At 49.5% G+C, this 24,648-nt stretch carries 23 protein-coding genes; 13 read left to right on the top strand and 10 right to left on the bottom strand.

The annotated features are described in order from the left end of the window. Positions 1 to 6: 6 nt before the first annotated feature. Positions 7 to 1,260, bottom strand: a complete 1,254-nt coding sequence (nusA, locus tag ACFS7Z_RS23690) for a transcription termination factor NusA (protein ID WP_377490618.1) — start codon at positions 1,258 to 1,260, stop codon at positions 7 to 9. A 7-nt stretch (positions 1,261 to 1,267) separates the two neighbouring features. Beyond that, positions 1,268 to 1,711 (bottom strand): ribosome maturation factor RimP, encoded by a 444-nt coding sequence (locus tag ACFS7Z_RS23685; RefSeq protein WP_377490615.1) that lies wholly within the window; start codon positions 1,709 to 1,711, stop codon positions 1,268 to 1,270. Positions 1,712 to 2,088: 377 nt separating this feature from the next. On the opposite strand from ACFS7Z_RS23685, the gene ACFS7Z_RS23680 reads away from it, so the two are divergent. The 3 genes from ACFS7Z_RS23680 to ACFS7Z_RS23670 all read left to right on the top strand — a co-directional run bounded on the left by ACFS7Z_RS23680 (position 2,089) and on the right by ACFS7Z_RS23670 (position 5,907). Continuing rightward, positions 2,089 to 3,228 (top strand): endonuclease/exonuclease/phosphatase family protein, encoded by a 1,140-nt coding sequence (locus tag ACFS7Z_RS23680; RefSeq protein WP_377490612.1) that lies wholly within the window; start codon positions 2,089 to 2,091, stop codon positions 3,226 to 3,228. A 182-nt stretch (positions 3,229 to 3,410) separates the two neighbouring features. Continuing rightward, positions 3,411 to 4,907, top strand: coding sequence for a cysteine--tRNA ligase (gene cysS, locus ACFS7Z_RS23675; protein WP_377490609.1), 1,497 nt, complete (start codon positions 3,411 to 3,413; stop codon positions 4,905 to 4,907). Beyond that, on the top strand, positions 4,897 to 5,907 hold the full coding sequence (locus ACFS7Z_RS23670) for a M28 family peptidase (protein ID WP_377490606.1): 1,011 nt from the start codon (positions 4,897 to 4,899) through the stop codon (positions 5,905 to 5,907). The genes cysS and ACFS7Z_RS23670 overlap by 11 nt, the downstream gene beginning before the upstream one ends. 159 nt (positions 5,908 to 6,066) lie before the next feature. Here ACFS7Z_RS23670 and ACFS7Z_RS23665 read toward each other — a convergent pair whose 3' ends face one another. Further along, entirely contained in the window at positions 6,067 to 6,741 is a 675-nt protein-coding gene (locus tag ACFS7Z_RS23665; protein WP_377490603.1) for a hypothetical protein, read from the bottom strand. Positions 6,742 to 6,913: 172 nt separating this feature from the next. On the opposite strand from ACFS7Z_RS23665, the gene ACFS7Z_RS23660 reads away from it, so the two are divergent. The 7 genes from ACFS7Z_RS23660 to ACFS7Z_RS23630 all read left to right on the top strand — a co-directional run bounded on the left by ACFS7Z_RS23660 (position 6,914) and on the right by ACFS7Z_RS23630 (position 14,436). Further along, positions 6,914 to 8,215, top strand: coding sequence for an amidohydrolase family protein (locus ACFS7Z_RS23660; RefSeq protein ID WP_377490600.1), 1,302 nt, complete (start codon positions 6,914 to 6,916; stop codon positions 8,213 to 8,215). A 99-nt stretch (positions 8,216 to 8,314) separates the two neighbouring features. After that, positions 8,315 to 9,532 (top strand): amidohydrolase family protein, encoded by a 1,218-nt coding sequence (locus tag ACFS7Z_RS23655; RefSeq protein ID WP_377490597.1) that lies wholly within the window; start codon positions 8,315 to 8,317, stop codon positions 9,530 to 9,532. A 345-nt stretch (positions 9,533 to 9,877) separates the two neighbouring features. Continuing rightward, a complete protein-coding gene (locus ACFS7Z_RS23650) occupies positions 9,878 to 10,936 on the top strand; it encodes a class I fructose-bisphosphate aldolase (RefSeq protein WP_377490594.1) in 1,059 nt (352 codons plus the stop codon). Positions 10,937 to 11,092: 156 nt separating this feature from the next. Continuing rightward, a complete protein-coding gene (gene accD / locus ACFS7Z_RS23645; RefSeq protein WP_377490714.1) occupies positions 11,093 to 11,992 on the top strand; it encodes an acetyl-CoA carboxylase, carboxyltransferase subunit beta in 900 nt (299 codons plus the stop codon). A 241-nt stretch (positions 11,993 to 12,233) separates the two neighbouring features. Next, the gene (locus ACFS7Z_RS23640; protein WP_377490591.1) at positions 12,234 to 12,992 is read left to right on the top strand and encodes an OmpA family protein; all 759 of its coding nucleotides are present in this window, start codon (positions 12,234 to 12,236) and stop codon (positions 12,990 to 12,992) included. Positions 12,993 to 13,306: 314 nt separating this feature from the next. After that, positions 13,307 to 14,017: an OmpA family protein gene (locus ACFS7Z_RS23635; RefSeq protein ID WP_377490588.1), complete on the top strand. Its 711-nt coding sequence runs from the start codon at positions 13,307 to 13,309 to the stop codon at positions 14,015 to 14,017. A 284-nt stretch (positions 14,018 to 14,301) separates the two neighbouring features. Continuing rightward, complete coding sequence (locus tag ACFS7Z_RS23630; protein ID WP_377490585.1) at positions 14,302 to 14,436, top strand: hypothetical protein; 135 nt, start codon at positions 14,302 to 14,304, stop codon at positions 14,434 to 14,436. Positions 14,437 to 14,604: 168 nt separating this feature from the next. On the opposite strand, the gene ACFS7Z_RS23625 is transcribed toward ACFS7Z_RS23630, so the two are convergent. Both ACFS7Z_RS23625 and ACFS7Z_RS23620 read right to left on the bottom strand, forming a co-directional pair. Beyond that, positions 14,605 to 15,237 (bottom strand): DUF2238 domain-containing protein, encoded by a 633-nt coding sequence (locus ACFS7Z_RS23625; RefSeq protein ID WP_377490582.1) that lies wholly within the window; start codon positions 15,235 to 15,237, stop codon positions 14,605 to 14,607. Positions 15,238 to 15,456: 219 nt separating this feature from the next. Then, positions 15,457 to 16,146: an MBL fold metallo-hydrolase gene (locus tag ACFS7Z_RS23620; RefSeq protein WP_377490579.1), complete on the bottom strand. Its 690-nt coding sequence runs from the start codon at positions 16,144 to 16,146 to the stop codon at positions 15,457 to 15,459. Between the two features lie 235 nt (positions 16,147 to 16,381). Here ACFS7Z_RS23620 and ACFS7Z_RS23615 point away from each other — a divergent pair, with 235 nt between their 5' ends. Further along, the gene (locus tag ACFS7Z_RS23615; protein ID WP_377490576.1) at positions 16,382 to 17,089 is read left to right on the top strand and encodes an endonuclease III domain-containing protein; all 708 of its coding nucleotides are present in this window, start codon (positions 16,382 to 16,384) and stop codon (positions 17,087 to 17,089) included. 46 nt (positions 17,090 to 17,135) lie between these two features. On the opposite strand, the gene ACFS7Z_RS23610 is transcribed toward ACFS7Z_RS23615, so the two are convergent. Together ACFS7Z_RS23610 and ACFS7Z_RS23605 are read right to left on the bottom strand one after the other, a co-directional pair. Continuing rightward, positions 17,136 to 17,879, bottom strand: a complete 744-nt coding sequence (locus ACFS7Z_RS23610) for a hypothetical protein (RefSeq protein WP_377490574.1) — start codon at positions 17,877 to 17,879, stop codon at positions 17,136 to 17,138. Between the two features lie 202 nt (positions 17,880 to 18,081). Beyond that, positions 18,082 to 18,975 (bottom strand): S66 peptidase family protein, encoded by an 894-nt coding sequence (locus ACFS7Z_RS23605; protein ID WP_377490572.1) that lies wholly within the window; start codon positions 18,973 to 18,975, stop codon positions 18,082 to 18,084. A gap of 148 nt (positions 18,976 to 19,123) precedes the next feature. Here ACFS7Z_RS23605 and ACFS7Z_RS23600 point away from each other — a divergent pair, with 148 nt between their 5' ends. Then, a complete protein-coding gene (locus ACFS7Z_RS23600) occupies positions 19,124 to 20,650 on the top strand; it encodes an AbgT family transporter (protein WP_377490570.1) in 1,527 nt (508 codons plus the stop codon). A 110-nt stretch (positions 20,651 to 20,760) separates the two neighbouring features. Here ACFS7Z_RS23600 and ACFS7Z_RS23595 read toward each other — a convergent pair whose 3' ends face one another. Continuing rightward, on the bottom strand, positions 20,761 to 21,360 hold the full coding sequence (locus ACFS7Z_RS23595) for a porin family protein (protein ID WP_377490567.1): 600 nt from the start codon (positions 21,358 to 21,360) through the stop codon (positions 20,761 to 20,763). A gap of 591 nt (positions 21,361 to 21,951) precedes the next feature. Here ACFS7Z_RS23595 and ACFS7Z_RS23590 point away from each other — a divergent pair. Continuing rightward, positions 21,952 to 23,274 (top strand): amidohydrolase, encoded by a 1,323-nt coding sequence (locus ACFS7Z_RS23590; protein WP_377490564.1) that lies wholly within the window; start codon positions 21,952 to 21,954, stop codon positions 23,272 to 23,274. Between the two features lie 128 nt (positions 23,275 to 23,402). Here ACFS7Z_RS23590 and ACFS7Z_RS23585 read toward each other — a convergent pair whose 3' ends face one another. After that, the gene (locus ACFS7Z_RS23585; RefSeq protein ID WP_377490561.1) at positions 23,403 to 23,930 is read right to left on the bottom strand and encodes a GNAT family N-acetyltransferase; all 528 of its coding nucleotides are present in this window, start codon (positions 23,928 to 23,930) and stop codon (positions 23,403 to 23,405) included. Positions 23,931 to 23,993: 63 nt separating this feature from the next. Further along, on the bottom strand, positions 23,994 to 24,470 hold the full coding sequence (locus ACFS7Z_RS23580; protein WP_377490557.1) for a hypothetical protein: 477 nt from the start codon (positions 24,468 to 24,470) through the stop codon (positions 23,994 to 23,996). Positions 24,471 to 24,648 lie beyond the last annotated feature (178 nt).

Here is a 24,648-nt window from a genome sequence, read left to right as displayed (position 1 = left end):
TCGCAACTACTGGTTATCTTCTTCTTCCAACTCTTCGCGCAGAATAGAGAACACATCCTCAATGGTTTCCTCTTCCAACTCTGTGCGGCGCAGCAAATCTTCTTTGCTCACAGCCAGCACACTCTTCGCTGTGTCGAGGCCGATGCGTCTCAGTTCTGCAATTACCCAATCTTCAATTTCGTCTGTGAACTCTTCCAGGCTGATGTCCTCCTCATAGCTTTCAGACTCACGGAACACATCTATCTCAAGACCCACCAGGCGGCTTGCCAGCTTAATGTTCTGTCCGCCTTTACCGATAGCCAGTGATACCTGGTCCGGCTTCAGGAATACAGATACCCGGCCTGACTCTTCATCAATCTTCATGCTGCTGATCTTAGCCGGGCTAAGGGCGCGCTGAATGTAAAGCTCCAGGTTCTCAGTATAGTTGATCACGTCAATGTTCTCATTCTCCAACTCGCGTACGATGGAGTGGATGCGGGAACCTTTCATACCCACGCAGGCGCCTACCGGGTCAATGCGGTCGTCAAAAGACTCCACGGCAACCTTGGCGCGCTCACCTGGCTCACGCACAATTTTCTTGATGGCGATCAGTCCATCGTAAATTTCCGGTACCTCGTTCTCGAACAGGCGCTCCAAAAATGCCGGTGACGTACGGGAAAGGATAATCTTCGGGTTACCGTTCACTATCTCCACACGCTGCACCACCGCTCTTACCACATCACCTTTGCGGTAACGGTCTTTGGGTATCTGCTCTACCTTCGGTATCAGAAGTTCGTTTTCCTCCTGGTCAAGCAACAACACTTCGCGGTTCCAAACCTGGTACACCTCGCCGGAGATAATCTCTCCTACCTGGTCTTTGTACTTCTGGAATACAAGTTCTTTCTCCATGTCCTTGATGCGCTGGATCAGGGTCTGGCGGGCTGTGAGTACGGCACGTCGGCCGAAGTCTTCCAGTTTCACTTCTTCAGACACTTCCTCGCCAACCTCAAAGTCAGGCTCAATCTTGCGGGCATCCGAAAGGCTAATCTTGTCATGGTCCCAGATATCCTCCGAGTTGTCGTCCACAATCTCGCGGTTGCGCCAAATCTCCAGGTCACCCTTCTCCACATTAAGAATGATGTCAAAGTTCTCGTCAGTAGACCACTTTTTACGGATCATGGTGCGGAACACATCCTCGAGGATGCGCATCATAGTCGGGCGGTCAATGTTCTTGAATTTCGCGAATTCGGAGAACGATTCGATCAGGACTGAACTATTCATTATTTTGTCATTTAAAAGATATCACAACATTTGCTTTTACAATCTCCCCGAAAGGTATTTGCGCAGGCACATACGTTGCCTTTTTGCCTTTTTGTTTAACTTCTTCCAACAGGTTAATCCCGGTTTCAGTAACTTCCTCCAGCTTTCCTGTTTTCTCGGTGCCATCCTGCAGCCTCAGCTTCAGGTTGCGGCCTATATTACGCTTAAATTGCTGTGGCTGTGTCAGGGGGAAGTCCAGACCGGGTGAACTTACCTCCAGTACATAGCTCACCTCTTCTTCGCCAAGCAACTCCTCAATCTGTTTGTTGATGCGGCGGCTAATCGTAGCGCACTGGTCTATCGTAATGCCCTGCTCCCCATCGGCCAGCACCGTGATTTTAGGACGGGGCGAGTCAGAAACAGCCACATCCACAATAAAGAGGTCCTGCTCCGGCAGGCTCGTCTCTGCCATTTTTCTTATGGTTGTTGCAGTAAGTGCCATAGCAAACGGTTAAGAAATAAAGAAGGGGACCCCGTGTCCCCTCATCTCCTTGGAAATAATGGCACAAATTTACTACAAAATCCTTAGATAAACAACATAGCGTATTGCCAATGCCTGTATTAAATTATCGCAATCATCTAATTACAAGGAAGAGAAGGCAAAAGCCGAACTGTGCAGGAGACCACTAATAAGCGGCCTTGATGTGTAACAGCAGCCCCTTTAATTAAGTTCGGGCAAGGCTGAGATAGTGACACAGGGTGCAGAAATTATTTCGCGGCAGCATAATATCTTTTGTCTTCCGGCGTGGGATAGAAATAGATAGTATCATAATTCGTAAGTTTGCTCTCGTGTCTACTACCTTCAAAAATATACGCACCCGTATATGGCTCATCCTCAACATCGCAGTGGTGTTGTGGCTGCTGCTGGCAGTCCTGTGTATGCAGATACCACCTTACGAGTTCTGGCCGGCGGGCTTTATTGCATTCTCACTGCCGGGGGCACTGGTGCTGAATTTCCTGTTCCTGCTTTACTGGGCACTGCGCCTCTCCTGGTTTGTGTTTCTGCCCCTGGCGGTGATGGTGCTGGGGTGGGACTATTACGAGCGTCTGGTACCGCTGGGCCTGGTAAAGGAACTGCCGCCACAGGACGCCAAAACCCTGCATATACTTAGCCTGAATACGCATATGTTCACAGCCTATGAAGGCAAAGAAAGGCGTACAGCAGGCGTATCTACTGAAATGGTAGACTGGGTAGCGGCGCATCCGGCAGATGTGTATTGCCTGCAGGAATTTTACAGCAACCCGAAATCTAAAGAATACAATTATAACATCATCAGCAGAATAGGCACACGGCACGGTAAAGAGGAGTTCTTTTCCGCAGCCAGTTCCAACCGCAAGCACGGTGATCTGGGTTTGGCCATTTTTTCCAGGTATCCCATTGTAGAGAAAGGCGTTATTCATTTTTCCGAAAAATCCAGTGGCAACCGTGCCATATGGGCTGATCTTAATATGGATGGAGATACGGTGCGGGTGTATGCCACGCACCTGCAGTCTATGAGTATCAAAGCTGAAGATATAGAGAATACTTACACCTCTATCGGAAGCGACGAGGAGAGTTTTAAGAGAGAAGGTCGTAACCTTGCCAGGCGCCTGCGGAAAGGCTTTATAGCGCGGGGCTATCAGGTAGAGATGCTGCTGGAGCATTTTGATGACTGCCCGTATCCCTTTGTGGTTAGCGGCGATTATAACGATATCCCTTTCAGCTACACATATAATGAACTGAACAAAAAGCTGCAGAATGCCTTTGTGAAGGCTGGTAGCGGATTGGGGGCTACCTATAACGGCCCGCTTCCGTTTTTACGGATTGACAACCAGTTTTACAGTCAGGGGCTTCGGGCGTACGAGTTCGAAGTGCATTATGAAATGGCCTTGTCAGATCACTTCCCGATATCGGCAAAATATGTGCTGGAGCCAAAGACGGAAGAGTAGTGCTGGCGCACGTTTAAATTTCATTCTTACGAATGCACATTTGCAGCTTAAGAGGTAAAGTTTAGAAGTGTGCTTAGGAGTTGGGAGGCAATATTTATAGTTTTGAACCATTAAGAGGCCGCATAATACTGGCTGATGCGCTGAAAAGCGCCGCACCTGCTGGTGTATATATCTGATTAGTCATGCAACAGAAACTGAACCTGTACAATACGCTAACGCGAAAAAAAGAGGTGTTTGAGCCGCTGCACGCCCCCTTTGTGGGGATGTATGTCTGCGGGCCAACCGTTTACGGGGAGCCGCACCTGGGCCATGCCCGCAGTGCCATTACCTTCGATACCCTGTACCGTTACCTCAAAAACCAAGGCTATAAGGTGCGTTATGTGCGCAATGTCACGGATGTGGGCCACCTGGAGAACGATGCCGACGAGGGAGAAGATAAAATCCAGCGAAAAGCCAAGCTCGAGCACCTGGAGCCGATGGAGGTAGTGCAGCACTATACCAACGTGTACCATGAGGAACTGCGCAAACTGAATGTACTGCCTCCGGACATAGAACCCCGGGCCTCCGGCCACATCATCGAGCAGATAGAGATGATACAGGAGATACTGAATAACGGGCTTGCCTACGAGGTGAACGGCTCTGTCTACTTTGATGTGAAAGCCTACAACCAGAACCATAACTACGGGAAGCTGTCTGGCCGCAACGTTGAGGACCTGCTGAGCAATACCCGCGACACTGAGGGGCAGGAGGAAAAACGCTCTCCAGTGGATTTCGCGCTCTGGAAAAAAGCATCTCCTACGCACATCATGCGCTGGCCCTCGCCGTGGAGCGAAGGCTTTCCGGGCTGGCACCTGGAGTGCTCTGCCATGAGCCGCAAATACTTAGGCACAACCTTTGATATACACGGAGGAGGCCTGGACCTGATGTTCCCGCACCACGAGTGCGAAATTGCGCAGAACCAGGCAAGCTGCGACCACGGCGAAGGCGCCCGGTATTGGGTGCATAACAACATGATTACGGTGGGCGGTCAGAAGATGGGCAAATCCTTGGGTAACTTTATCAACCTGAGCGAGCTGTTCAGTGGCAACCATGAGATGCTGGAGCAGGCTTACAGCCCCATGACCATCCGCTTCTTTATTTTGCAAGCGCATTACCGCAGCACCCTTGATTTCAGCAACGAGGCGCTGCAGGCAGCCCGCAAAGGCTATACCAAGCTGATGAACGGATTGAACATACTCAAGAAGCTGCAGTACCCGCAAGATACGGCGGAGGTGGAGCCGGATGTCAAACTTAACGAGGAACTGCTGAAGCTGACGGAGGATTGCTACCGGGGCCTGAACGATGACCTGAATACAGCCCGTACCATTGCCTCGCTCTTTAACCTGCTCAAGAAGATTAACAGCCTGAACCTGGGGCAGATCAAGATAGAGCAGTTGTCGCGGGGCACGTTTGATACGGTTCGGGATACTTACCAGGAACTGGTGCTGAACGTACTGGGGCTGCAGGAGGAACCATTAGGGGACGTAGAGGAGATGCTGGACCTGGTGCTGCAGTTTTACAAAGAGGCCAAAGAGGCCAAACATTATGATAAGGTAGATGTGATCCGAGCCGAGCTAAAGAAGCAAGGCATTGTGATCAAAGACCTTAAAACAGGAATTGACTGGGCTTATGAAGAATAAATGGAATATGCTGGCACTGCTGTTGTGTAGTTCGCTTGCCTTTTACTCCTGCGACTCAACCGACAACGGCGCTGCGCGGCAGGTGAGGGTAGAGGACGAGAAAGAAGCAGTGCAGGCACCTGCTTTTAATGCTGACACAGCTTATGCACTGGTAGAGAAGCAGGTGACATTCGGGCCGCGTGTGCCTAATACGCCTGCACACTATGCTACTGGCGAATGGATTGTAAAGAAGTTGAAAGAGTATGGTGCAGAGGTAACAGAGCAGAAGTTTCAGGTGGCAGCCTACGATGGCACCATGCTGAACCTGCGCAATGTGATTGCCTCCTATAATCCTGGTGCAGCCAACCGGATATTGCTGGCTGCCCACTGGGATACCCGTCCTATTGCCGATAAAGACGAACACGAACCGGATAAGCCGGTTGCAGGTGCGAATGATGGCGCCAGTGGCGTGGGCGTGCTGCTGGAAATTGCCAGAACCATACACGAGGCACAGAAGAAACCGGATGTGGGCGTGGATCTGATTTTCTTTGACGGAGAAGACTATGGTCAGCCGGACAACAGCGAGTTGCCTTATAAAGAGGACACCTGGGCCCTTGGATCACAGTACTGGAGCAAGAACAAACATGTACCTAACTACAGGGCCAACTACGGGATTCTGTTAGATATGGTGGGAGCCGAGAATGCACGCTTCGCCCGGGAAGGCCACTCGATGCAGTTTGCCCGGGAAGTCGTGAATAAAGTATGGAAAGCAGGAAACAGGCTTGGCTACTCCGACTACTTTAAGTACGTGAACGCGCCGGCTATCATCGACGACCACTACTACGTCAACAGGCTTGGCAATATCCGCATGATAGACATCATAGAGTATAATATGAATGCTGCTGACGGTGACTATTTTGGACCTTACCATCACCGCCACTCCGATAACATGGAAATTATCAGCAAAAATACACTGAAAGCAGTAGGGCAGACGGTGCTACATGTGTTGTATAACGAATAGCTCTGTAGTAACCTGAAGAAGTATAAAAGCAGAAAGGCCTCCAACGTGGAGGCCTTTCTGCTTTTAGTTTATAGGGGAAAGATTACTTACAGGAAGTAGCACAACCAGGTGCCTCTTATTAGCCATCTTTTGTTTCTGTAGATGTTCCTTTGTCAGTAGCTACTGAATCACATTGTCTTTTGCCAACTGCTTCACTGTAACCTCGGCAAACTCATCGGCAAAAGAAGTCACCGTTCCCGGGTCATAAGAACGGGACTGTGCCGACCAAACAAGGTTCTCAGAGCCTGCATCGTAAAGGTTAGATTCCAGGAAGTAAATTTTGTCTTTGGTGTAATAGCCGGGCTGGTATAAAGTTGGTGACATGTACCCATAGTATCCTCTGAAGGTATTGTACCAGCCGAAGCGCGAAACCGGGGTATAAGCGCCATATGCATTGGTGCCGGGTACATAGCGTGTTTCCGTTTCCTGGTCTACCACCGCTGCTGTTATAATGCCGTCGTAGCCTTCACCCTGGATGCGCTGCAACATCATGTCCGGGTCTGCTCCCTCGCTGGCAATGGCAGAGGGCGGAAACAGTTCTATACTTTTGGTGGCCTTGATTCCGCGCATCTCCAGTTGGGCTTCGAGTTGCTCTTCTATTATCTGCTTTGCCTGTATGTTGTCTGTCATGGCGGCTACCACTACATTATTATACGTTTCGGCTACTGCTTCCGGTCTCTTCCAGGAGCCAATCACTTCTGTGGCGGCAACGCAGGAATAAAGGCCCGCGCCTACTAACAGGATGGTGAGGTAGGATAAGAGTTTTTTTGTACTTGAATTTGTGCTTGCTTTCATTTCGTTTTCAGTTTATGGTTGCTATCCTGTTGTTCTCGCAGCTTTTGCGCTTCGGATATTGAACTGGGTTAGTTGGAAGTATGAACAGGAATAAAGCGTGCTTGTTTTCATGGGAAGAATAAAATGGCTAAGTTGTGTGGCTAAATTAACTTCTACATCACCCTTATACCTTATGATAATCAATAAACGATTGTTGGCCGCCTTGGGGCTCGCGCTGTTTCTGGGGAGCAGTCCTCTGATGGCGCAGGAGCAGCCGCATGTTTTTAAAGGCGCCAGAATCATTCCTGTAGCCGGGCAGCCCATTGAGAACGGTGTGCTGGTGGTGCAGCACGGGAAAATAACAGCCGTTGGCACTGCCGATAAAGTAAGAGTGCCCAAAGGATCCGTGGAGTTTGATATGACAGGCAAGGTGCTGATGCCCGGCCTCGTAGACACGCACTCGCACCTGGGCGAAGGTTCGGGCGGCGATGCCTCTGCGCCCCTGCACCCAGACGTACGCATTATCGACGGCATCAATCCGATGAGCGACACCTTTAAGCGCGCCCTCGCCGGAGGCATTACGACGGTGAACGTGATGCCGGGTTCCGGACACTTGATGAGCGGCCAAACAGTATACCTGAAAATGCGGGAAGGCAAAACCGTTGGCGATATGGCCTTCTGCGATGATGTGATAAACGGCATCTGCGGCGGCATGAAAATGGCCAACGGTACCAACCCTATGAAGTCTGCTCCTTTTCCGGGTACAAGAGCGAAATCCGCGGCCATGGTGCGGCAGATGCTCCTGGAAGCGCAGCAGTATGAAGCAAAACTAAAGGCAGCCAAAGGCAAGGCCGATAAAATGCCGGAGCGCAAGCCCCAACTGGAGCCACTGGTAGAGGTGCTAAACGGCAAACGCATTGTGCATTTCCACACCCACCGTTACGACGATATCCTGACCGCCCTGCGGCTACAGAAAGAGTTTGGCTTTAAGCTGGTGCTGCACCATGTAAGCGAAGCCTGGAAAGCTGCCGATGAAATTGCAAAAGCCGGTGTGCCTGCCTCCATCATTACACTTGACTCCCCGGGCGGTAAGTCGGAAGCGGTAGATATCAGCAATACAAATGGGGCGGCACTGGAGAAAGCCGGTGTTCTCACCGCCTTCCACACCGACGACGGGATCACCGATTCCCGCTTATTCCTGCGTGGTGCCGCACTGGGCGTGCGGGCAGGTATGAGCAAAGAGAAAGCGATTGAGGCCCTCACCATTGCAGGTGCTAAAATGCTGGAGCTGGAAAACCGTGTTGGTTCGCTGGAGAAAGGCAAAGACGCTGACTTTGTCGTGCTGAACGGGGAGCCATTTAGTGTCTACACCCGGGTTGAGCAAACGTGGGTAGAGGGGCAGAAGCGCTTCGACTTCAGCAAGCCTGAGGATAAGGCTTTTGCCACAGGCGGGTACAATGCCTACGATGGAGAGCTACACTATCACGCGCATTAAGAAGTTAAGAGTTAAAAGTTCAGAGTTATGAAGTTGAGCTGGCAGGGAGCATTCTGTATGCTTTCAGTTCAACTTGTAAATAGCTTTTAGAGATTCAAAATGAAAAAGAAAATACAATTGGCTGCTGCCCTGATGGCTGCGACGATAGTGGGTATGTCGCAGGTGCAAGCGCAGATAGCTGTGAAAGGCGAAACAGTTTATACACAGGCAGGAGCACCTATAAAAAATGGTGTGTTGCTGATCAGCAATGGAAAGATTGAGGCAGTAGGTGCTGCCAATGCTGTACAGGTGCCTCAGGGCTATAAAACGTATACTGCAAAAGTTGTGACGCCAGGTTTTGTGGATGCCCATACTTCTGTGGGCCTGGCAGGCATCTATAATATTCCCGCCGATCAGCAGCAACTAGAGAAAACAGCGCCTGTCCAGCCGGAGCTTCGTGCCCTGGATGCTTACAACCCACAGGAGGAACTGGTGGAGTGGGTGCGTGACCACGGCGTAACGACCATCAACACCGGTCACGGACCGGGTGCCTTGGTAAGTGGCCAGACGATGACCATCAAAACATCTCCGGATGGTTTTGCTACGCTGATGGATACCACGAAGATGATCGCCTTTACCCTAGGGTCAACGGTAGGAGAAAACTATAACTCCCCCAAAACCTCAGCCAAAGGCATGGCCATGCTGCGGGCCGAACTACAGGCAGCGCAGGCATACACAAAGAAGATGGCCAACGCTGACGTGAGCAAGCGCCCGGACCGCAACCTGAAACTGGAGTACCTGGCGGGTGTGCTGAATAAAAAGTATAAGGCCCTTGTTACGGCAAACAGAGCCAACGACGTTATGGCGGCCCTGCGCCTTGCAAAAGAATTTAACCTGGATATGATTCTGGATGGAGGTGCGGAGGCGTATCTTCTGATAGATGAGATAAAGGCGGCAGGTGTACCCGTTATTCTTCACCCTACGATGGCCCGGGCAAACGGTGATAGCAAAAACATGTCTTTTGAATCAGCGGGTGTACTTGCCAGGGCAGGTGTGCCGGTGGCTATCCAGAGCGGGTTTGAGCAGTATGTGCCGCGTGCGCGTGTGTTGCTGTTTGAGGCAGGCGTAGCCGTTGCCAACGGTATGAACCCGGAGCAGGCCTTGGCTTCCATCACCACTACTCCAGCTAAACTCATTGGTTTGGAGCAGCGTGTTGGCTCGCTAGAGAAAGGAAAGGACGCTGATGTGGTCCTGTTCGATGGCGACCCTTTTGAGTACACCACCCACGTCTGTGCAGTAATCATAGATGGTAAAGTGGTGAACGAAGAGTGCAAGTAGAAGGACCGGGCATCAGGTAATACGATTCAAGTAGTACGGCAAATGCATAAGTGTACCGGAGCCATTGGTTTGTAACAGCGAATGGCTGTGCCGTATCATTCTTCTTCTTTGAAGTTCATTTGAATACCCCGGCGCCAGCTACTTTCCAAGTGGCTGGCGCTGTTGTTTGCGAGCAACTTTTTAAGCTGCTCCTAGTATATTTCTGAAGGATGCCTTCAGCATAGGTTTCCTCACAGGCCGAACAAAACAGCTTTGTACCAACCGGAAGTAAAATGCTTTCCTCATACAGCCGTTCCGTAATCACTAATCCAGCATAGTATCTCCATTTCAAAAAACACAAGACTGATGACGTACGAAAATATTGTTTCGATGCTTGGCCCGGATGCGGAAGCGCTTTTACACCATGAAAGCAAGACTTTCAGAAAAGAGCAGCTGCATGTGCCGGGGCCTGATTTTGTGGACAGGATTTTTGCCCAGACAAACCGCAGTCCGCAGGTGCTGCGCAACCTCCAACAGCTGTTCAGCCACGGCCGGCTGGCGGGTACGGGCTACATTTCCATTCTGCCCATCGACCAGGGCATCGAGCATACAGCAGGCGCTTCCTTTGCTCCAAACCCCATTTACTTTGACCCAGAGAATATCCTGAAACTGGCGATGGAAGGGGGCTGTAATGCGGTGGCCACTACATTCGGTAACCTGGCGATGATGTCGCGGAAGTACGCGCACAAGATTCCGTTTATCGTTAAAATAAACCACAACGAGTTGCTCACTTACCCCACCAAATACAACCAGATAATGTTCGGTTCTGTGGATGAGGCCTGGAATTTGGGCGCGGCAGCCGTGGGAGCTACTATTTACTTTGGTTCTGAGGAGTCGTCGCGGCAGATAATAGAAGTGTCGGAGGCCTTTGAGCGGGCGCACCAGTTAGGTATGACTACTATCCTGTGGTGCTACACCCGCAACAACGCCTTCAAAAAAGACGGCAAGGATTACCATGTGGCGGCAGACCTGACAGGCCAGGCTAACCACCTCGGGGTAACCATTCAGGCAGACATCATCAAGCAGAAACTGCCGGAGACCAACGGGGGCTTCACTGCCATCAATTTCTCTAAGTCTGATAAGAGAATGTACAGTGAGCTGAGTACCGACCACCCCATCGACCTTTGCCGTTACCAGGTGGCAAACTGCTACATGGGTCGCGCTGGCCTGATTAACTCGGGCGGTGAGTCGCAGGGGGAGACTGACCTGCAGCAGTCTGTGCGCACAGCCGTTATCAACAAGCGGGCCGGCGGCATGGGGCTGATTCTGGGCCGAAGGGCTTTCCAGAGAGAGTTTGCAGAAGGTGTGGAACTGATAAATGCGGTTCAGGACGTTTATTTAGCTAATGAGATTACAATAGCATAATATTTAGCACAACTGCTGATAATTACATATTTTTGTAGCCTGCTTCTTCAAAGTCTTTTATTGAAGGATTGAGGCAGTCTGTATAGTTATACTTTGCCGCCTGGCAAAGAAAAGTACCCAACATTTATATGTGCTGCAAGCACGCTTTTGTCTATGATGCCTTGGTTTAAACGAGTTGAAAAAGGAATCCATACACCTACGGAGGAGAAGAAGGAGACACCGGACGGGTTGTGGTACAAGTGCCCGGAGTGCAAAGCAGTTACCAGCATGGCCGAGCACCGCAAGAACATGCACACCTGCGTAAAATGCGATTACCACGACCGCATTGGCTCCAAAGAATACTTTGCTATCCTTTTTGATGACAATGAGTTTACAGAGATGGATGAGCACCTGACTTCAGGTGACCCGCTTGAGTTTGTGGACTCTAAGCCATACCCACAGCGCATTGTGGCCACTGAAAGAAAAACAGGACTGAAAGATGCTGTTCGCACCGCTTATGGTAAGATGAATGGCCAGGACATTACCATCGCCAGCATGGACTTTGCCTTTATCGGCGGTTCGATGGGCTCAGTGGTAGGCGAGAAGATTGCCCGCGCCATAGATTATGCCCGGAAAAACCGCATGCCGTTCCTGATGATTTCTAAATCTGGTGGTGCGCGCATGATGGAAGCAGGTTTTTCCTTAATGCAGATGGCGAAGACATCAGCTAAACTGGCGCTTCTGGCGGAGGAAGGATTGCCTTACATTTCGCTGCTTACAGACCCGACAACAGGTGGCGTAACGGCTTCTTATGCCATGTTAGGTGATTTCAACATTGCAGAGCCAGGCGCGCTAATCGGTTTTGCCGGACCGCGCGTCATTAAAGAAACAATTGGTAAGGACCTGCCAAAAGGATTCCAGAGTGCTGAGTTTGTACTGGAGCATGGCTTCCTCGATTTTATAGTAGACCGCAAAGCAATGAAGCAAAAGCTGACAGACTTGCTGAGTATGGTCATGCCACAGGAGGCGCCGGCACCTGAAAAGCTTAAGAAGCGCAAAGCGGCACAAGCATCTTAAAATATAAAGCCAAAAAATAATCAGCGGGGCCTGCTATACTAATATAGCAGGCCCCGCTGATTTTCAGGGCTATACCCTATAAGTCTGTATAAGAACTGAAAAATATATTATCAGCTAGATATTAATGGGAGTGTTCTTTTCGTTTTGGCATGAGAGTTGCAATTGGTGTACAAGCATGCTTCAATCAACCAGAAACATTAAAACCATTAACTATATCAGCCAGAAATTTACACTCAAGACCATGAAACTACTAAACATATCACTTAACTCATTTTTAGCCGCATCTATGCTGTTTTCCTCTTGCCAGTCCACGGCACCAGTAGCAGGCTCCGGCGATTACGAAACAACTACACAAGCTAAAACAGCCGAACCTGAGCAGCAAGCTGACAAGCCTGGCATGAAGAAGACCACAAAGGGTGGTTTGATTGGAGCCGGTGGCGGTGCTGTAATTGGTGGTATTATCGGTAACAGACTGGGCAACACTGCCGCCGGTGCCATTGTAGGCGCGGCCGTAGGTGGTGCCACAGGAGCCGTGATCGGCCGCCGTATGGACAAGCAGGCGGAAGAACTGGAGAAGACAATGGATGGTGCCAAGGTAGAGCGTGTTGGCGAAGCTATCCGGGTTAATTTTGACTCCGGTATCCTGTTCCCGGTGAACTCTGCAGAACTGAGCACCACTGCCAAGCAGGATATTGCAAAGCTGGCCAAAACGCTGAAAGAGTATCCGGGCACGAACGTAATAGTAGAAGGACACACAGACAACAGCGGTTCTTATGAACTTAACCAGAAACTGTCGGAGCGCCGTGCAGAGGCAGTAGCTTCTTATGCCCGCAGCTTAGGTGTGGAAAACGAACGCTTGCAGGCAAAAGGCTACAGCTACGACCAGCCTATTGCGGATAACACCACTGTAGAAGGCCGTCAGCAGAACCGCCGTGTAGAGATTATCATTGTAGCCAATGAAGAACTGAAGCAAGCTGCCGAGAGCGGTGCGCTGAAATAAACCTTATTACTTCCTGTTTTTAGTTTGGGTAGCGTCCGTTAGCGTAAGTTAGCGGGCGCTGCTTTACTCAGCCGCCTCTGCATACTATAAGGTAGTTGGCAACGAACGAAGTACTCTGAACCCTCAACCTGAAAATGTCCGGGACGTTAAAGAATAAAATATTCAAATTTTGTATAGGGCTAACCTTTCAAGAACACAGCCGTTTAAGTGCTGATTGATGAGGAGAGGGGCACGTAAAAACAGAACATTTTAGAACATTAAGAGTATTTACCACTGAACTTGACCGTTCAGGAAACTTATTTAAAATTAAAACCATGAAAAATCTGAGAATTTATCTTTCCATATTCGCCATACTTGGCTTCTTAACCACTTCGTGTAATACGGCGCAGCAATCTGGTACTGCTTCTACCGGTGAAGACCGCGGAATGAGCAAAACTACAAAAGGTGGTATTATTGGTGCCGGTTCTGGTGCCGTTGTTGGTGGTGTAGTAGGTAGAGTGGCTGGCAACACAGCTGCAGGTGCCATTATAGGTGCTGCTGTGGGTGGTGCTACCGGTGCTGTGATCGGCCGCCGAATGGACAAGCAGGCCGAGGAATTACGCCGTGACCTGGAGAACGCCAATGTAGAGCGTGTTGGAGAAGGTATCAAAGTTACTTTCGACGCAGGTATCCTGTTCCCGGTAAACTCTGCGGAACTGCAGCCTGCAGCTAAAACTGAAATCACCCAACTGGCTGAGACGCTGAAAAAGTATCCTGACACAAACATTGTGATTGAAGGACATACTGATAACACTGGTTCACGCGAGATCAACCAGCCGTTATCTGAGCGCCGTGCCCGTGCAGTAGCTGACTATGCCGCTTCTTTAGGTGTAGATCGTAGCCGTATGACGACGCAGGGATATGCCTTTGACCAGCCGGTTGCTGATAACTCAACTGAGGCAGGACGCCGTGAGAACCGCCGGGTAGAGATTGCCATTTTTGCGAATGAGAAAATGAAGAAAGCCGCTGAGAGAGGCGACTTGTAAGAAGAACTTACGTTTCGATTTAAAGCCAGCCGCGCTATTAGTGCGGCTGGCTTTTTTAACTCAACTGACTACAACCTATACCCTTACCGGAACACCATGCCTGCGAATCCGTTTGCTGAACGGTATATTTTTCTGGCGGCAAAAAATGGGGGTTAGGTTCAACCAATTTATATTTGTGGCCTTAATAAACACATGCTGCTCCCCGGAACGTAATCACAGCCGCGTTGCAGTAGTAGCTGCCTGTGCTTGAATGTTCGGTTCAGAAAATATCCCTTAAAGTTAGTATGATTAAGAAATTCTTGTACATGGCTCTCCTGAGCCTGTTTATCACTGCCTTTTTTACTGCCTGTGAGCGCCTGGTAGGCAATACCTCTGTCACCACCATCACAGGAAAAGGTGTAGCCGCAGAGACTAAGTAGCTTCTGCCTGAGTGGGGTTAACTCAACAAGTAAGGGCTGGGCGGGAAAGACCTGAATGAGCTTGTTTGATGCAGTGGTCTGTTTTCGTCAACTGCCTGAGCGGTTTCTTTAGGCAGTTGCAGCAGAACGTCAGCTTTGCTTTTCCGCCATCCTAAGCATTCCTTTCAGCTATTGTCGCCGCCTCATGGCGAAGGCAATTCCCATTGCTGCAATACTACCCGCAAACGCTAAGGCTATGTCCTTTTGCGCGTCCCATATATCCCCCTGCATTCCCAGAAAGTCCATTCCCTGCTCAGTACCACTATACGCCACATCGGCCACAAACCATTCTACCACTTCATATACGGCGCTGAGGGATAAGACGAACTCAACCGGCAAAAGGAAAGTCAGCCAGTAAGGTTTTATCCTGAAGCCGTTGGCCAGCACATCATGCATGGGATAAGCCAGTAACAGGCCGAAGCCAAGGTGCACCAGCCTGTCGTAGTGGTTCCGCTGAAAACCGAACTGTTCTCTGAGCCACTCCCCGAATGGGTTGTCAGCATACTGGTACTGGCTGCCATATACATGCAGCAACAGGAACAGGAATATAAGGGTGTAGCTGGTGTCTGTAAAGCGGAAGATGTTATAAAACGCCACCAGAAATATTATCATAGACAGCGTAAGCGTATTCTCCATCAGCCAGTTTACCAGGTCAGGGGTGGTGAGCCCAGTGTAAATCCAGAACACGGCAAACAGCAGGCTATAAGCTATGTGCAGGGGCTGGCTCAGGAATGGCCTTTTGGCATCTGGAATCGCGGTCATGGTTACTTGGTACTTCAGGCAGTAGCTTTTTGTTCTGCTGCTTTTCTCCGGCAGCAGTATGGAGCCTGCTGTTAGACACTTCTAAAGCAAAGAACCGGTGGAACAGGAATATAACTTGGGAAAACTCTCAGGTACAACTGCAGCAGCAGCTTTTTGTTCAGGAGGCAATAGAAGGGATGCCCCTGCTGAAAGTTTTTCGGGGGAGTATGTGCTTACCCGTTATGCCATGAGGGCTTTTTCAAAGTAAACCAGCCTGATGGGGTTATCCTGGGGATTTTGGGTAGGGTCGCAGTGGTAGCCGTACATATCAATGCCATTGATGTATGGCAGCAGCTTTTTATAGTAGGTGTGGCCCGTGTTATCTGAGTTGAAGGTGATGTCGTGGAAGACACATGTTTTCTTGCCTGGCAGCCGCTCCAGCCTTTCAAAAAGAACTTCAGGCTTGCTCAGATCTCCGGAGTATACGATGCGGCTGTCGTTGTCAAAAATATAAGCGTAGGTCTGCATGCCTTCTGAGTGCTGGCCATAGGTATCAATCGGTATAATACCCTCCACCTGGTCGAGTGGAACAAACTCAGTATACTTATCGGGGTCTTTCACCTGTATCTGCAGAAACTGGTAAAGCTGCTGCTTAAACTGCTCTGAAGGGTAAAGTATAACCGGGCGCTTGCTCTTCTCCACAATGCTTTTGTAGAGGAGCAAATTTGCAAGGCTTCCGCAATGGTCGTTGTGTAAATGTGTCAGTATGATATGGTCTATCTTCTGTGTCAGGTTCTTCTCCACCAACGTCGGGAACACGGTAAAGCCACAATCTATCAGCAGGTTGATACCTCTGAATTCGAGCACTGCGGCTGAATTACGGTAGTCGGTATCAAATGCTCCGCCAGTCCCTAAAAATTTAATTCGCATACAAGTATTTTAACGTGACAACATAGGCTGCATCGAGCAGATTAAGACATATAGCGAGAAAGGGTGAAAATAGTTGTGTACATAGTTATATTTTTTATGTAGCCATTACAGACTTTTTATTAAAGGGTGAAAGCAGGCAGCAAAATTGAATTACAAGCTGATGTTCTTTGCTAAATACTAAAATCAACGGAGATATAGGCACAGCCGTAGATAGGAATCAGAGAAAGATTTGCCTATGGATGCTCATAAACTGCCAAAGGAAGACAAGACGCTGATGACGCACGAGTTGCTGAACGAAGCCTACAAACGCTTAACGCTCGACAGCCGCCGCGACCCCATGCACGAGCTGATCTCCACCATGCTCTCGCACCGTACGAACCATGCCGATGAAGAGAAGGCATATTATACTATGCTGGAGCGCTTCGGCGACTGGGAAGGTGTGATGAACGCAGATGTAGACGAATTGGCAGATGCAGTGCAAACCACCCGCTATCCTTTGCAGAAGGCTCCCCAGATACAGCAGACGCTCCGCATCATAAAAGAGGAGCGGGGCGAAATAAATATTAACTTTTTGAAGGACATGCCTGTGGAGGAAGCCATGGACTGGCTGACAAAGCTACCCGGCGTTGGTTTGAAGACGGCTACCTTGCTGCTACTTTTCAACTTCAAGAAGCCTGTGCTACCCGTTGATACACACGTGTTCCGGGTAAGTCAGCGCGTAGGGCTGATTGGGGCAAAGGTAACCGCCAACAAAGCACACGACCTGCTCCTCCGGATGCTGCCTCCAGACGCTGTAGAGCTTTTTAATTTCCATAAGCACCTGTTCTGGCATGGGCAGCGCATCTGCACCTTCTTCAGCCCAAAGTGTGGAGAGTGCGTGCTCAACAGCATCTGCAACTATTACCAGGATGTGCGGGAAAAAGGAATAGACCTGGCGGCGTAAAGTATATTCGTGAAAGTTGTTGTCCTGATTGCCCGGAGACAGGCTTTCAGGCTGCGCTACCTTGTGCAGCTCTTGTGGTGGCAGCTGGGTGCTTACCAGGGTTAAATAATTCAAAGTAGGCCTGGCCAAAAGCAAGTATACCTTTCTGTGATATCCAAAAGTCAGCGAGGTTCGCCTGTTCTTTTAACGGAGCCGGTTCCCCGAAATCAACCCCTGCTATACTTGCGCGGCTTTCCTTTACAGCCCAAATCGTTTTGAGATTTGCAATAAAATGCTGCCCGTTAGGTACAAAGCCTGACAACCCCACCTTCTGAACGCCGAGGGCAACTCCTGCCACCTTGCTCATCATGTTCAGGATAGTTTCGTTTTTCCAGGCGCTGTCTGGTAACATATTCCCAATCATGTTCATAACTCTCGTTGCGGGTGTTGCCTCCACTGTTACAGACCAATAAAGGTCTGCGCCTTCTATGGATACCCCGAAACTTAAATCATCCAGCCATTTAATAGCGATAGGGGTGACAATAGCCTGTGCAGCCTGTTTGCCGAAGTACCTGGTGCAGGAGTGCCAGGGAGCTTCGTTTGCGTAGAATGCCCATTCTGAATCAGGATTACGGTGCCAGACAGAAGTATAACCGCTTCCAACAGAGGAAGCCACAAATCGGCGGAGCGCCAGTATATGGCCGGAAGAAAATGGAAGCCCCATGATGCCAAAGCCGTTGAAGCGCTCTTCGTCTCCAGGTGGAAGTGCGTGTTCAAGTTCAATTTTGTCAGAGAGGTATCGCGGACTCATGCTTCAGGAGAGCAATTTTATGATGGATGCTCTAATAAATATTTACGTATGGCAAAAGAAACAGGCAGAGTCTAACCGTATAGTTTTAAATGTAAAACGCTGTATATAAATTAATAGTAATAAGTAAATACTCTTCAGGCAGGAGGTGACCAGGAGCAGGACCCATTTTGCTTCTGAAGTAAACCCGAACTGGAGACACACCTCATGTATACCTTAGCACAGCCCCCTGCTCACTTACTTCCAGCTTTGCCTCACGGCCGCACACCAGTGCCAGGTTCAACGGCTCGTGCCCTACCGGAAAGCCATAGCATACTGGATAGTTATACTTGCCTGTGTGCTCCAGAATGATTTCGTGTGCGGTTTTGCCAAAGGGTAGGATAGTGTCTTTCATGTCGCTCATGTCGCCGATGATGAGGCCGGAGAGATGCTCGAGTTTGCCGCTGCGGTCGAGGTGCACCATTATGCGGTCGATGTGGTAGAGGTACTCATCCAGGTCTTCTAGGAACAGGATTTTCCCTGCGGTGCTGCAATCAGAGCGGGTGCCGGTGAGCGTGCCCAGCATAGAGAGGTTTCCTCCGATGAGTTGCCCCTGGCCCAAACCAGTACGGTTGAGTTCATGCGGTGCAACGGTATAGGTCAGTTCCTCCCCAAATAAAACCTTCCGTAGCGTCTCAATAGAGGCAGCGGTGCCATCTTTAGGAAAAAGCAGGGGCATAATAGCGTGCACACTTTGGATACCGAAATTATGGATGTGGCTGTGCAGCGCAGTGACATCACTAAACCCCACCAGCCACTTCGGGTGCTGCTGAAACTTAGCGAAATCCACTTGGTCGATGATGCGGGTGGTGCCGTAGCCGCCGCGTCCGCAGATAATCGCTCTGATGTTTTCATCGTCCAACATCTGCTGCAGGTCCTGCAGGCGCAGCGCATCGTCGCCGGCAAAGTAGTTGTAACTGGCGCCTATCGTTTGCCCCAGCACCACCTTCAGCCCCCAACTCTCGAAAGTATGTATGGCGACTTCTATTTCAGGATAGGAAATTTTGCGGGCAGTGGCAAGAATAGCGATGGTGTCACCGGGTTGTAAAGCAGGAATCATAAAGAAGCGTGTGATGGCTGATGGCTAATATAGGGCTTTTTAGATAAAATTTGTGGGGGTGCCTTTTTTTAGCCAAATTCGAAACCTCTTGATGTGGGCGTGCAGCTGAGAAGGCTGCAACGCTTATATAAAAGCTAAAAAAGCATTTATGGCTGACGTACAAAAGAAGAAATCAGGGGTAGACAGATTCCTCTCGGTGGTGGAACGCATTGGCAATGCCCTGCCACACCCGGCCACACTTTTTGCCGGTTTTGCGCTGCTGGTGGTTATCCTGTCGTGGGTGGCAAGCCAGTTCGACCTGGCCGTGGTGCACCCGGGTACCGGAGAAACCGTGACACCAGTCAACCTCCTCTCCACAGAAGGCCTGCACCTGATCCTGACGCGCATGGTCACCAACTTCACCGGGTTTGCACCGCTTGGTACGGTGCTGGTTTCTTTACTGGGTATAGGCATAGCAGAGGGTACAGGCCTGATTGGGGCAGTGCTGCGCCTGGTGGTGCTGTCGTCGCCGAAGCGCCTGCTTACGTTCGTCATCGTATTCTCAGGCGTTATCTCCAACACGGCGTCGGAAGTAGGTTATGTGCTGCTGGTACCCTTGGCCGCCGTTATTTTCCTGGCGGCAGGCCGCCATCCGCTGGCCGGCCTGGCAGCTGCGTTTGCCGGTGTGTCGGGTGGGTATAGCGCCAACCTCCTGCTGGGTACTGTTGATCCGCTGTTAGCCGGCTTGTCTACAGAGGCAGCCAGGATCATTGACCCGGATTACATCGTGAACCCTGCTGCAAACTACTATTTCATGTTTATGTCTACTTTCATTATTGCCGGACTTGGAACATGGGTAACGGAAAAAATTGTGATTCCACGGCTGGGGGAGTATGAGGGAGAAGAAAAGCCGCAAAGCATAGACAGGCTGAATGCCTTGGAAAAGCGCGGCCTGTTATACGCTTCCATTGCCATACTGTTGATGACAGCGTTTATTCTGGGAGGCCTGATCCCGGAGAACAGTTACCTGCGCGACCCTGAGACAAACGAGATCCTGCACTCGCCGTTTATGTCCGGTATTGTGGCCTTTATCTTCCTGCTGGCAGGTATAGCGGGCATTGCTTATGGCGTGGGCGCAAAAACCATCAAAAACGACAGCGATGTCATGCGGGGCATGGCCAAATCGATGGAAACATTGGGCTCATATATTGTGCTGGTGTTCTTCGCGGCGCAGTTCGTAGCCTACTTTAATTGGACAAACCTGGGGCTGATCTTGGCTATCAACGGGGCCGATGTACTAAAGACGCTTGGATTGAGTGATATCCCGCTCATGATCACCTTCATCATTGTAGCAGCTCTCATTAACCTGATAATGGGCTCTGCCTCCGCCAAATGGGCTATCATGGCGCCAGTCTTTATCCCGATGTTCATGCTGCTGGGCTACACCCCGGAGTTCACGCAGGTGGCCTACCGCATCGGCGACAGCGTGACCAATATCATCTCACCTATGATGTCGTATTTCGCGCTCATCGTTGCCTTTATACAGCGCTATGATAAGAATGCGGGTATCGGTACTGTTATTTCTACCATGCTGCCATACTCGGTAGTGTTCTTTATCGGCTGGGTTCTGCTGCTCATCATCTGGATTCTGGCGGGGCTTCCGATTGGTCCGGGGGCAGAAATGTACATGCCTTGATAGCAAGAAAGGCTAGTTAGGATATAAGACTTTGTTGTTGTTCAACTACTCCTAAAAGCAAAAGCCGCAGGCACTGTACCTGCGGCTTTTGCTTATAAAGATTTTTCCCTTTACCTGATTAATTTATAGCCCAGGCTAAAGATGAACTGCTGGTTGTTTACCTGCATACCCGTTTGTTGAGCGGTATTGGTAAGTTGGCGGTTGATGCGTTCGTAACGTACATCGGCCGTAATGCTCCCGATGTCGAGCCCCACACCTGCTTGAAAGCCCCAGTCTGCGTTCTCCATGTACTGTTTGATATCCTGCCCCTCTTGCCTGGCGCTGAGCAGGGTGGAGGAAACAGGCCCTGCCTGTACACGCACTACATTCAGGAAGTTGTAGCCTATCATAATGGGTACATCGAGCCGGTTAAACTTAAAGTTCTCTACCCGTACGCCGATGTTGTCTGTGCCCGATACTTCTATCTTACCACCGGTGGAGGTTAAAATGGCCTCCGGCTGCACGAACAAACCAGCTACCTGGAGGCGGGCAAAGGCACCGGCATGGTAACCGGTTACATTTTCTGCCTTTGTGTACTGCCACGGGTCATTGCGGAGCTGCTGTATTTCTACATTTGCGGTGCTTAGTCCTGCTTTCACACCTGCCTGCAACTGCGCCTTTGCTGCCACACTGGTAGCCAGCAAAGCCATCATTATTATCAGTCTCTTCATTCTTCCAACGTTTTATTTAGGTGCTGTTTTCCGGAGTATAACGCTGGAGCAACAAAAAAGGTATGAAAAGACAGAAGCCGCACCCAAAAGAGCGCGGCTTCCGAAATAAACGGTAGGAAACTTACTTACATCTCACCTTAAACAAGTACACCGTTGCTATTAAGCTTAACAAATGTAATAATTTAAAATTACTGTGAATGTTAATTTAGACGAAGCGGCCCCTTTCATGGGCCATTCTCTTGAAAAAATAGACGAACAGGAGAACAGCACTTGCAAATTTGGCAAGAAAAGCAGTGAATAATAGTGAAAAGCTATTCAGGCAACTTCCTATCCAATCAAAACCCTGGGCGCAGCATGGTTAACATAAGGTCACAGCAAGTCAGCTAAGAGATGTACAGTAGTACATGCTTCTCCTTAAACCGAGGGTGTAGGTGTTAAGAGATGGCTTTATACTCTTGTTCCTTTCCTTAATTCTGTCACCGCTACAGACTGCTTAGCCAGTCATTCTGTCCCTTTTGCTTTTGCCCCTTTATAGTGAGGTGGTTAATCTCAGCCTAAAGCTGTAAATTGCGCCATATTATACTTTAACCTGTGAAAAGATTCTCCTTACTCCTTAGCTTGGCGCTTTCCGCCGCCATTACTTATGCACAGTCACCCGCACTGAAAGAAGTTACTTCTTATACCGACAAGAACTATGCGTCTTTGGATAAACTGTACAAGCAACTCCACCAGAACCCTGAGCTTTCCCTGCATGAGGAGAAGACAGCCAAGGTTATGGCAAACGAGCTAAAAAGCCTTGGCTTTGAGGTGATGGAGAAGATGGGAGCGCATGGGGTAGTGGGAGTGCTGAAAAACGGCAAAGGACCTACTGTCCTCATCCGTACGGACATGGATGCCCTGCCGCTGGAGGAGAAAACCGGCCTCCCGTATGCCAGCACAGCCAAAGGAATAAACGCAGCTGGTAACGAGGTAAATGTGATGCATGCCTGCGGACACGATATCCACATGACGGTTTTTACCGGAACGGCACGGGCACTGGTGCATACCAGGGACAAATGGAAAGGGACGTTGGTTATGGTGGCGCAGTCGGCAGAGGAGAATGGGTTTGGGGCAGACCTGATGTTTAAGGCCGGGCTGTATGAAAAAATTCCGACACCTGACTATGCCATTGCCATGCATGACAATGCGTCGTTGCCTGCCGGCAAAATCGGTTACCGCGAAGGTCCTTTTATGGCCAGCGTGGATATGATGGATATCACTGTGTTTGGGCAGGGCGGCCATGGTGCTGCACCGCATACCACCATCGACCCGGTGGTGCTGAGTTCCCAGATGGTGCTGGCTTTCCAGACCGTTGTCAGCCGCACACTAAATCCCATTGACCCGGCTGTGGTGACGGTGGGCTCCATACATGGCGGTACCGTACACAACATTATTCCGGACGAGGTAAAACTGCAGCTTACCCTACGCTCTTACTCAGACGAGGTGCGCGAGCAAATCATCGCCAGCATCCGCCGGATCAGTAAAAACTTAGCTGAGTCTGCAGGCTTGCCGGAAAACAAGATGCCTGTTATCAGCATTCGTGATCCACAGACACCGGCCACCATCAATGACCCTGCGCTGACGAAGCGGCTCGTGGGCGTGCTAAAGAAAAGCTTCGGAGAAGAGAACTTAGTGGAGATGCCTCCTAATATGGTTGGGGAGGATTTCAGCCGGTTTGGCAGACAAGACAAGAAAGTACCCATCTGTATGTTCTGGCTTGGTGCCGTAGACCCGGCCAAAGTGCGGGCTGCCGAACAAAAAGGAGAAGCACTGCCATCGCTTCACTCTCCTTTATTTGCGCCATTACCCGAGCCAACCATCAAAACAGGTGTAAAGGCCATGAGTGCTGCTGCGCTTGAGTTGTTTGGGAAATAAAACAACAATAGTGGGTGGAAAGCACAAGACTTTGCAGTCTTGTAAATTGCTACTATAACAAAGCTGGTAAAATCCTATCGTTCGTAGGGAAAATGCGCGGTACTTAAAACTTGGTCTAGTGGCCGGGATTACAATGCCTCTTTCTGAAATTCATACAACAATAGTTCTTCATCGTCATCCGGTAACTTTACTGTTCTGCTAAATTTTAGTCCCAGTTTCTCTAACAGTTTTTGAGAGGCAACATTGTCCTTTGTGGTGATTGCACCTATCCGGGCAATTCCGAACTCTTCTAATCCGACTCGTTTGACTTCGTTAGCAGACTCAAACGCATAACCCTTATTTTCATGTTCCGGAAGAAGGGCAAACCCAATGTCTATTCCTTCTAATCCTTCCCTGTCGTAAAGGCCGCAAACTCCCAGTTTTACATTATCTGATTTCCTGATGATGGTATAGTTGGAAAACCCAAGCCTTTCTAACTGTGGGCGGATTCTTGTTTTGATGTAGTCCTTCGCGTCCTCAACAGACCTGACATTTCTGTCACCTATATGCTTCAGCCACTTTGGAGTATTCAGTAGCTCAAACATAAAAGGAGCATCTTCTTCAGAGGTTGGTCTAAGAATCAGCCTTTCTGTTTCAAATGACTTATAGGTGTTCATTTTGTTCTGACCTGCTATAATTGGCTGATGTATGAGGTGATGGAAACGTAGTTGAAGCTTTGCTCAAGTACCTTGTTGGGCAAAGGATTCATTTATTTTTTTAGCTACTGCATTATAAATTAAAAGTCCGACAGTGAAAGGTGTAAAGACGACAGAAATCACAGCTAATATCAAAGGAACTTCAAGTCCAAAGTAAGTATCGAGTTCCTGATTCGTAATTACATGCACCAATAGAAACACTGGCCAGATAACAAGATTTACAAGTATAGAGTATTTCATAATTGACCAGAACCTACTCTTGTTCGCATAAATATCTTTTGCTAATATCTTTCCTGCAAACCAGGTAGTTAAGGTAAAGGCAATCAACAACCCTAAAGTTGAAATTCCATTTATAACGAACCAACCAAACAGAAACAGGCTTTCTCCTGTGATGGTAACAGATGTCATTGCAAAAAGCAACATGGCAGTGATTCCTATAGGTAAACCCAAGGATAAGGAAGCTTTTGCTCCTGTGCTTTCGATAATTTCCTGATTTGTCATTTGTAGTTTCGCTTACCCCCAACGGATTATGCTATGAGGTGGCGCAGCTACCTTATAGGTTTTGTGTGCGCCCAGTATGGGCACCTGATACTAAAGGTATCAATTTATTCCAGAGGGTGAAAGTCCCTTGCAGGCGAGTTGGTGAAGCCTGTTAGCAAGCCGCAAGCTGGTTCGTCGC

Origin of the sequence: Pontibacter toksunensis (assembly GCF_042686245.1) — a bacterium.
Lineage (GTDB): Bacteria > Bacteroidota > Bacteroidia > Cytophagales > Hymenobacteraceae > Pontibacter > Pontibacter toksunensis.
The sequence above is the reverse complement of the archived record's forward strand: the minus strand, read 5'-3'. Positions and strand labels throughout refer to the sequence as shown.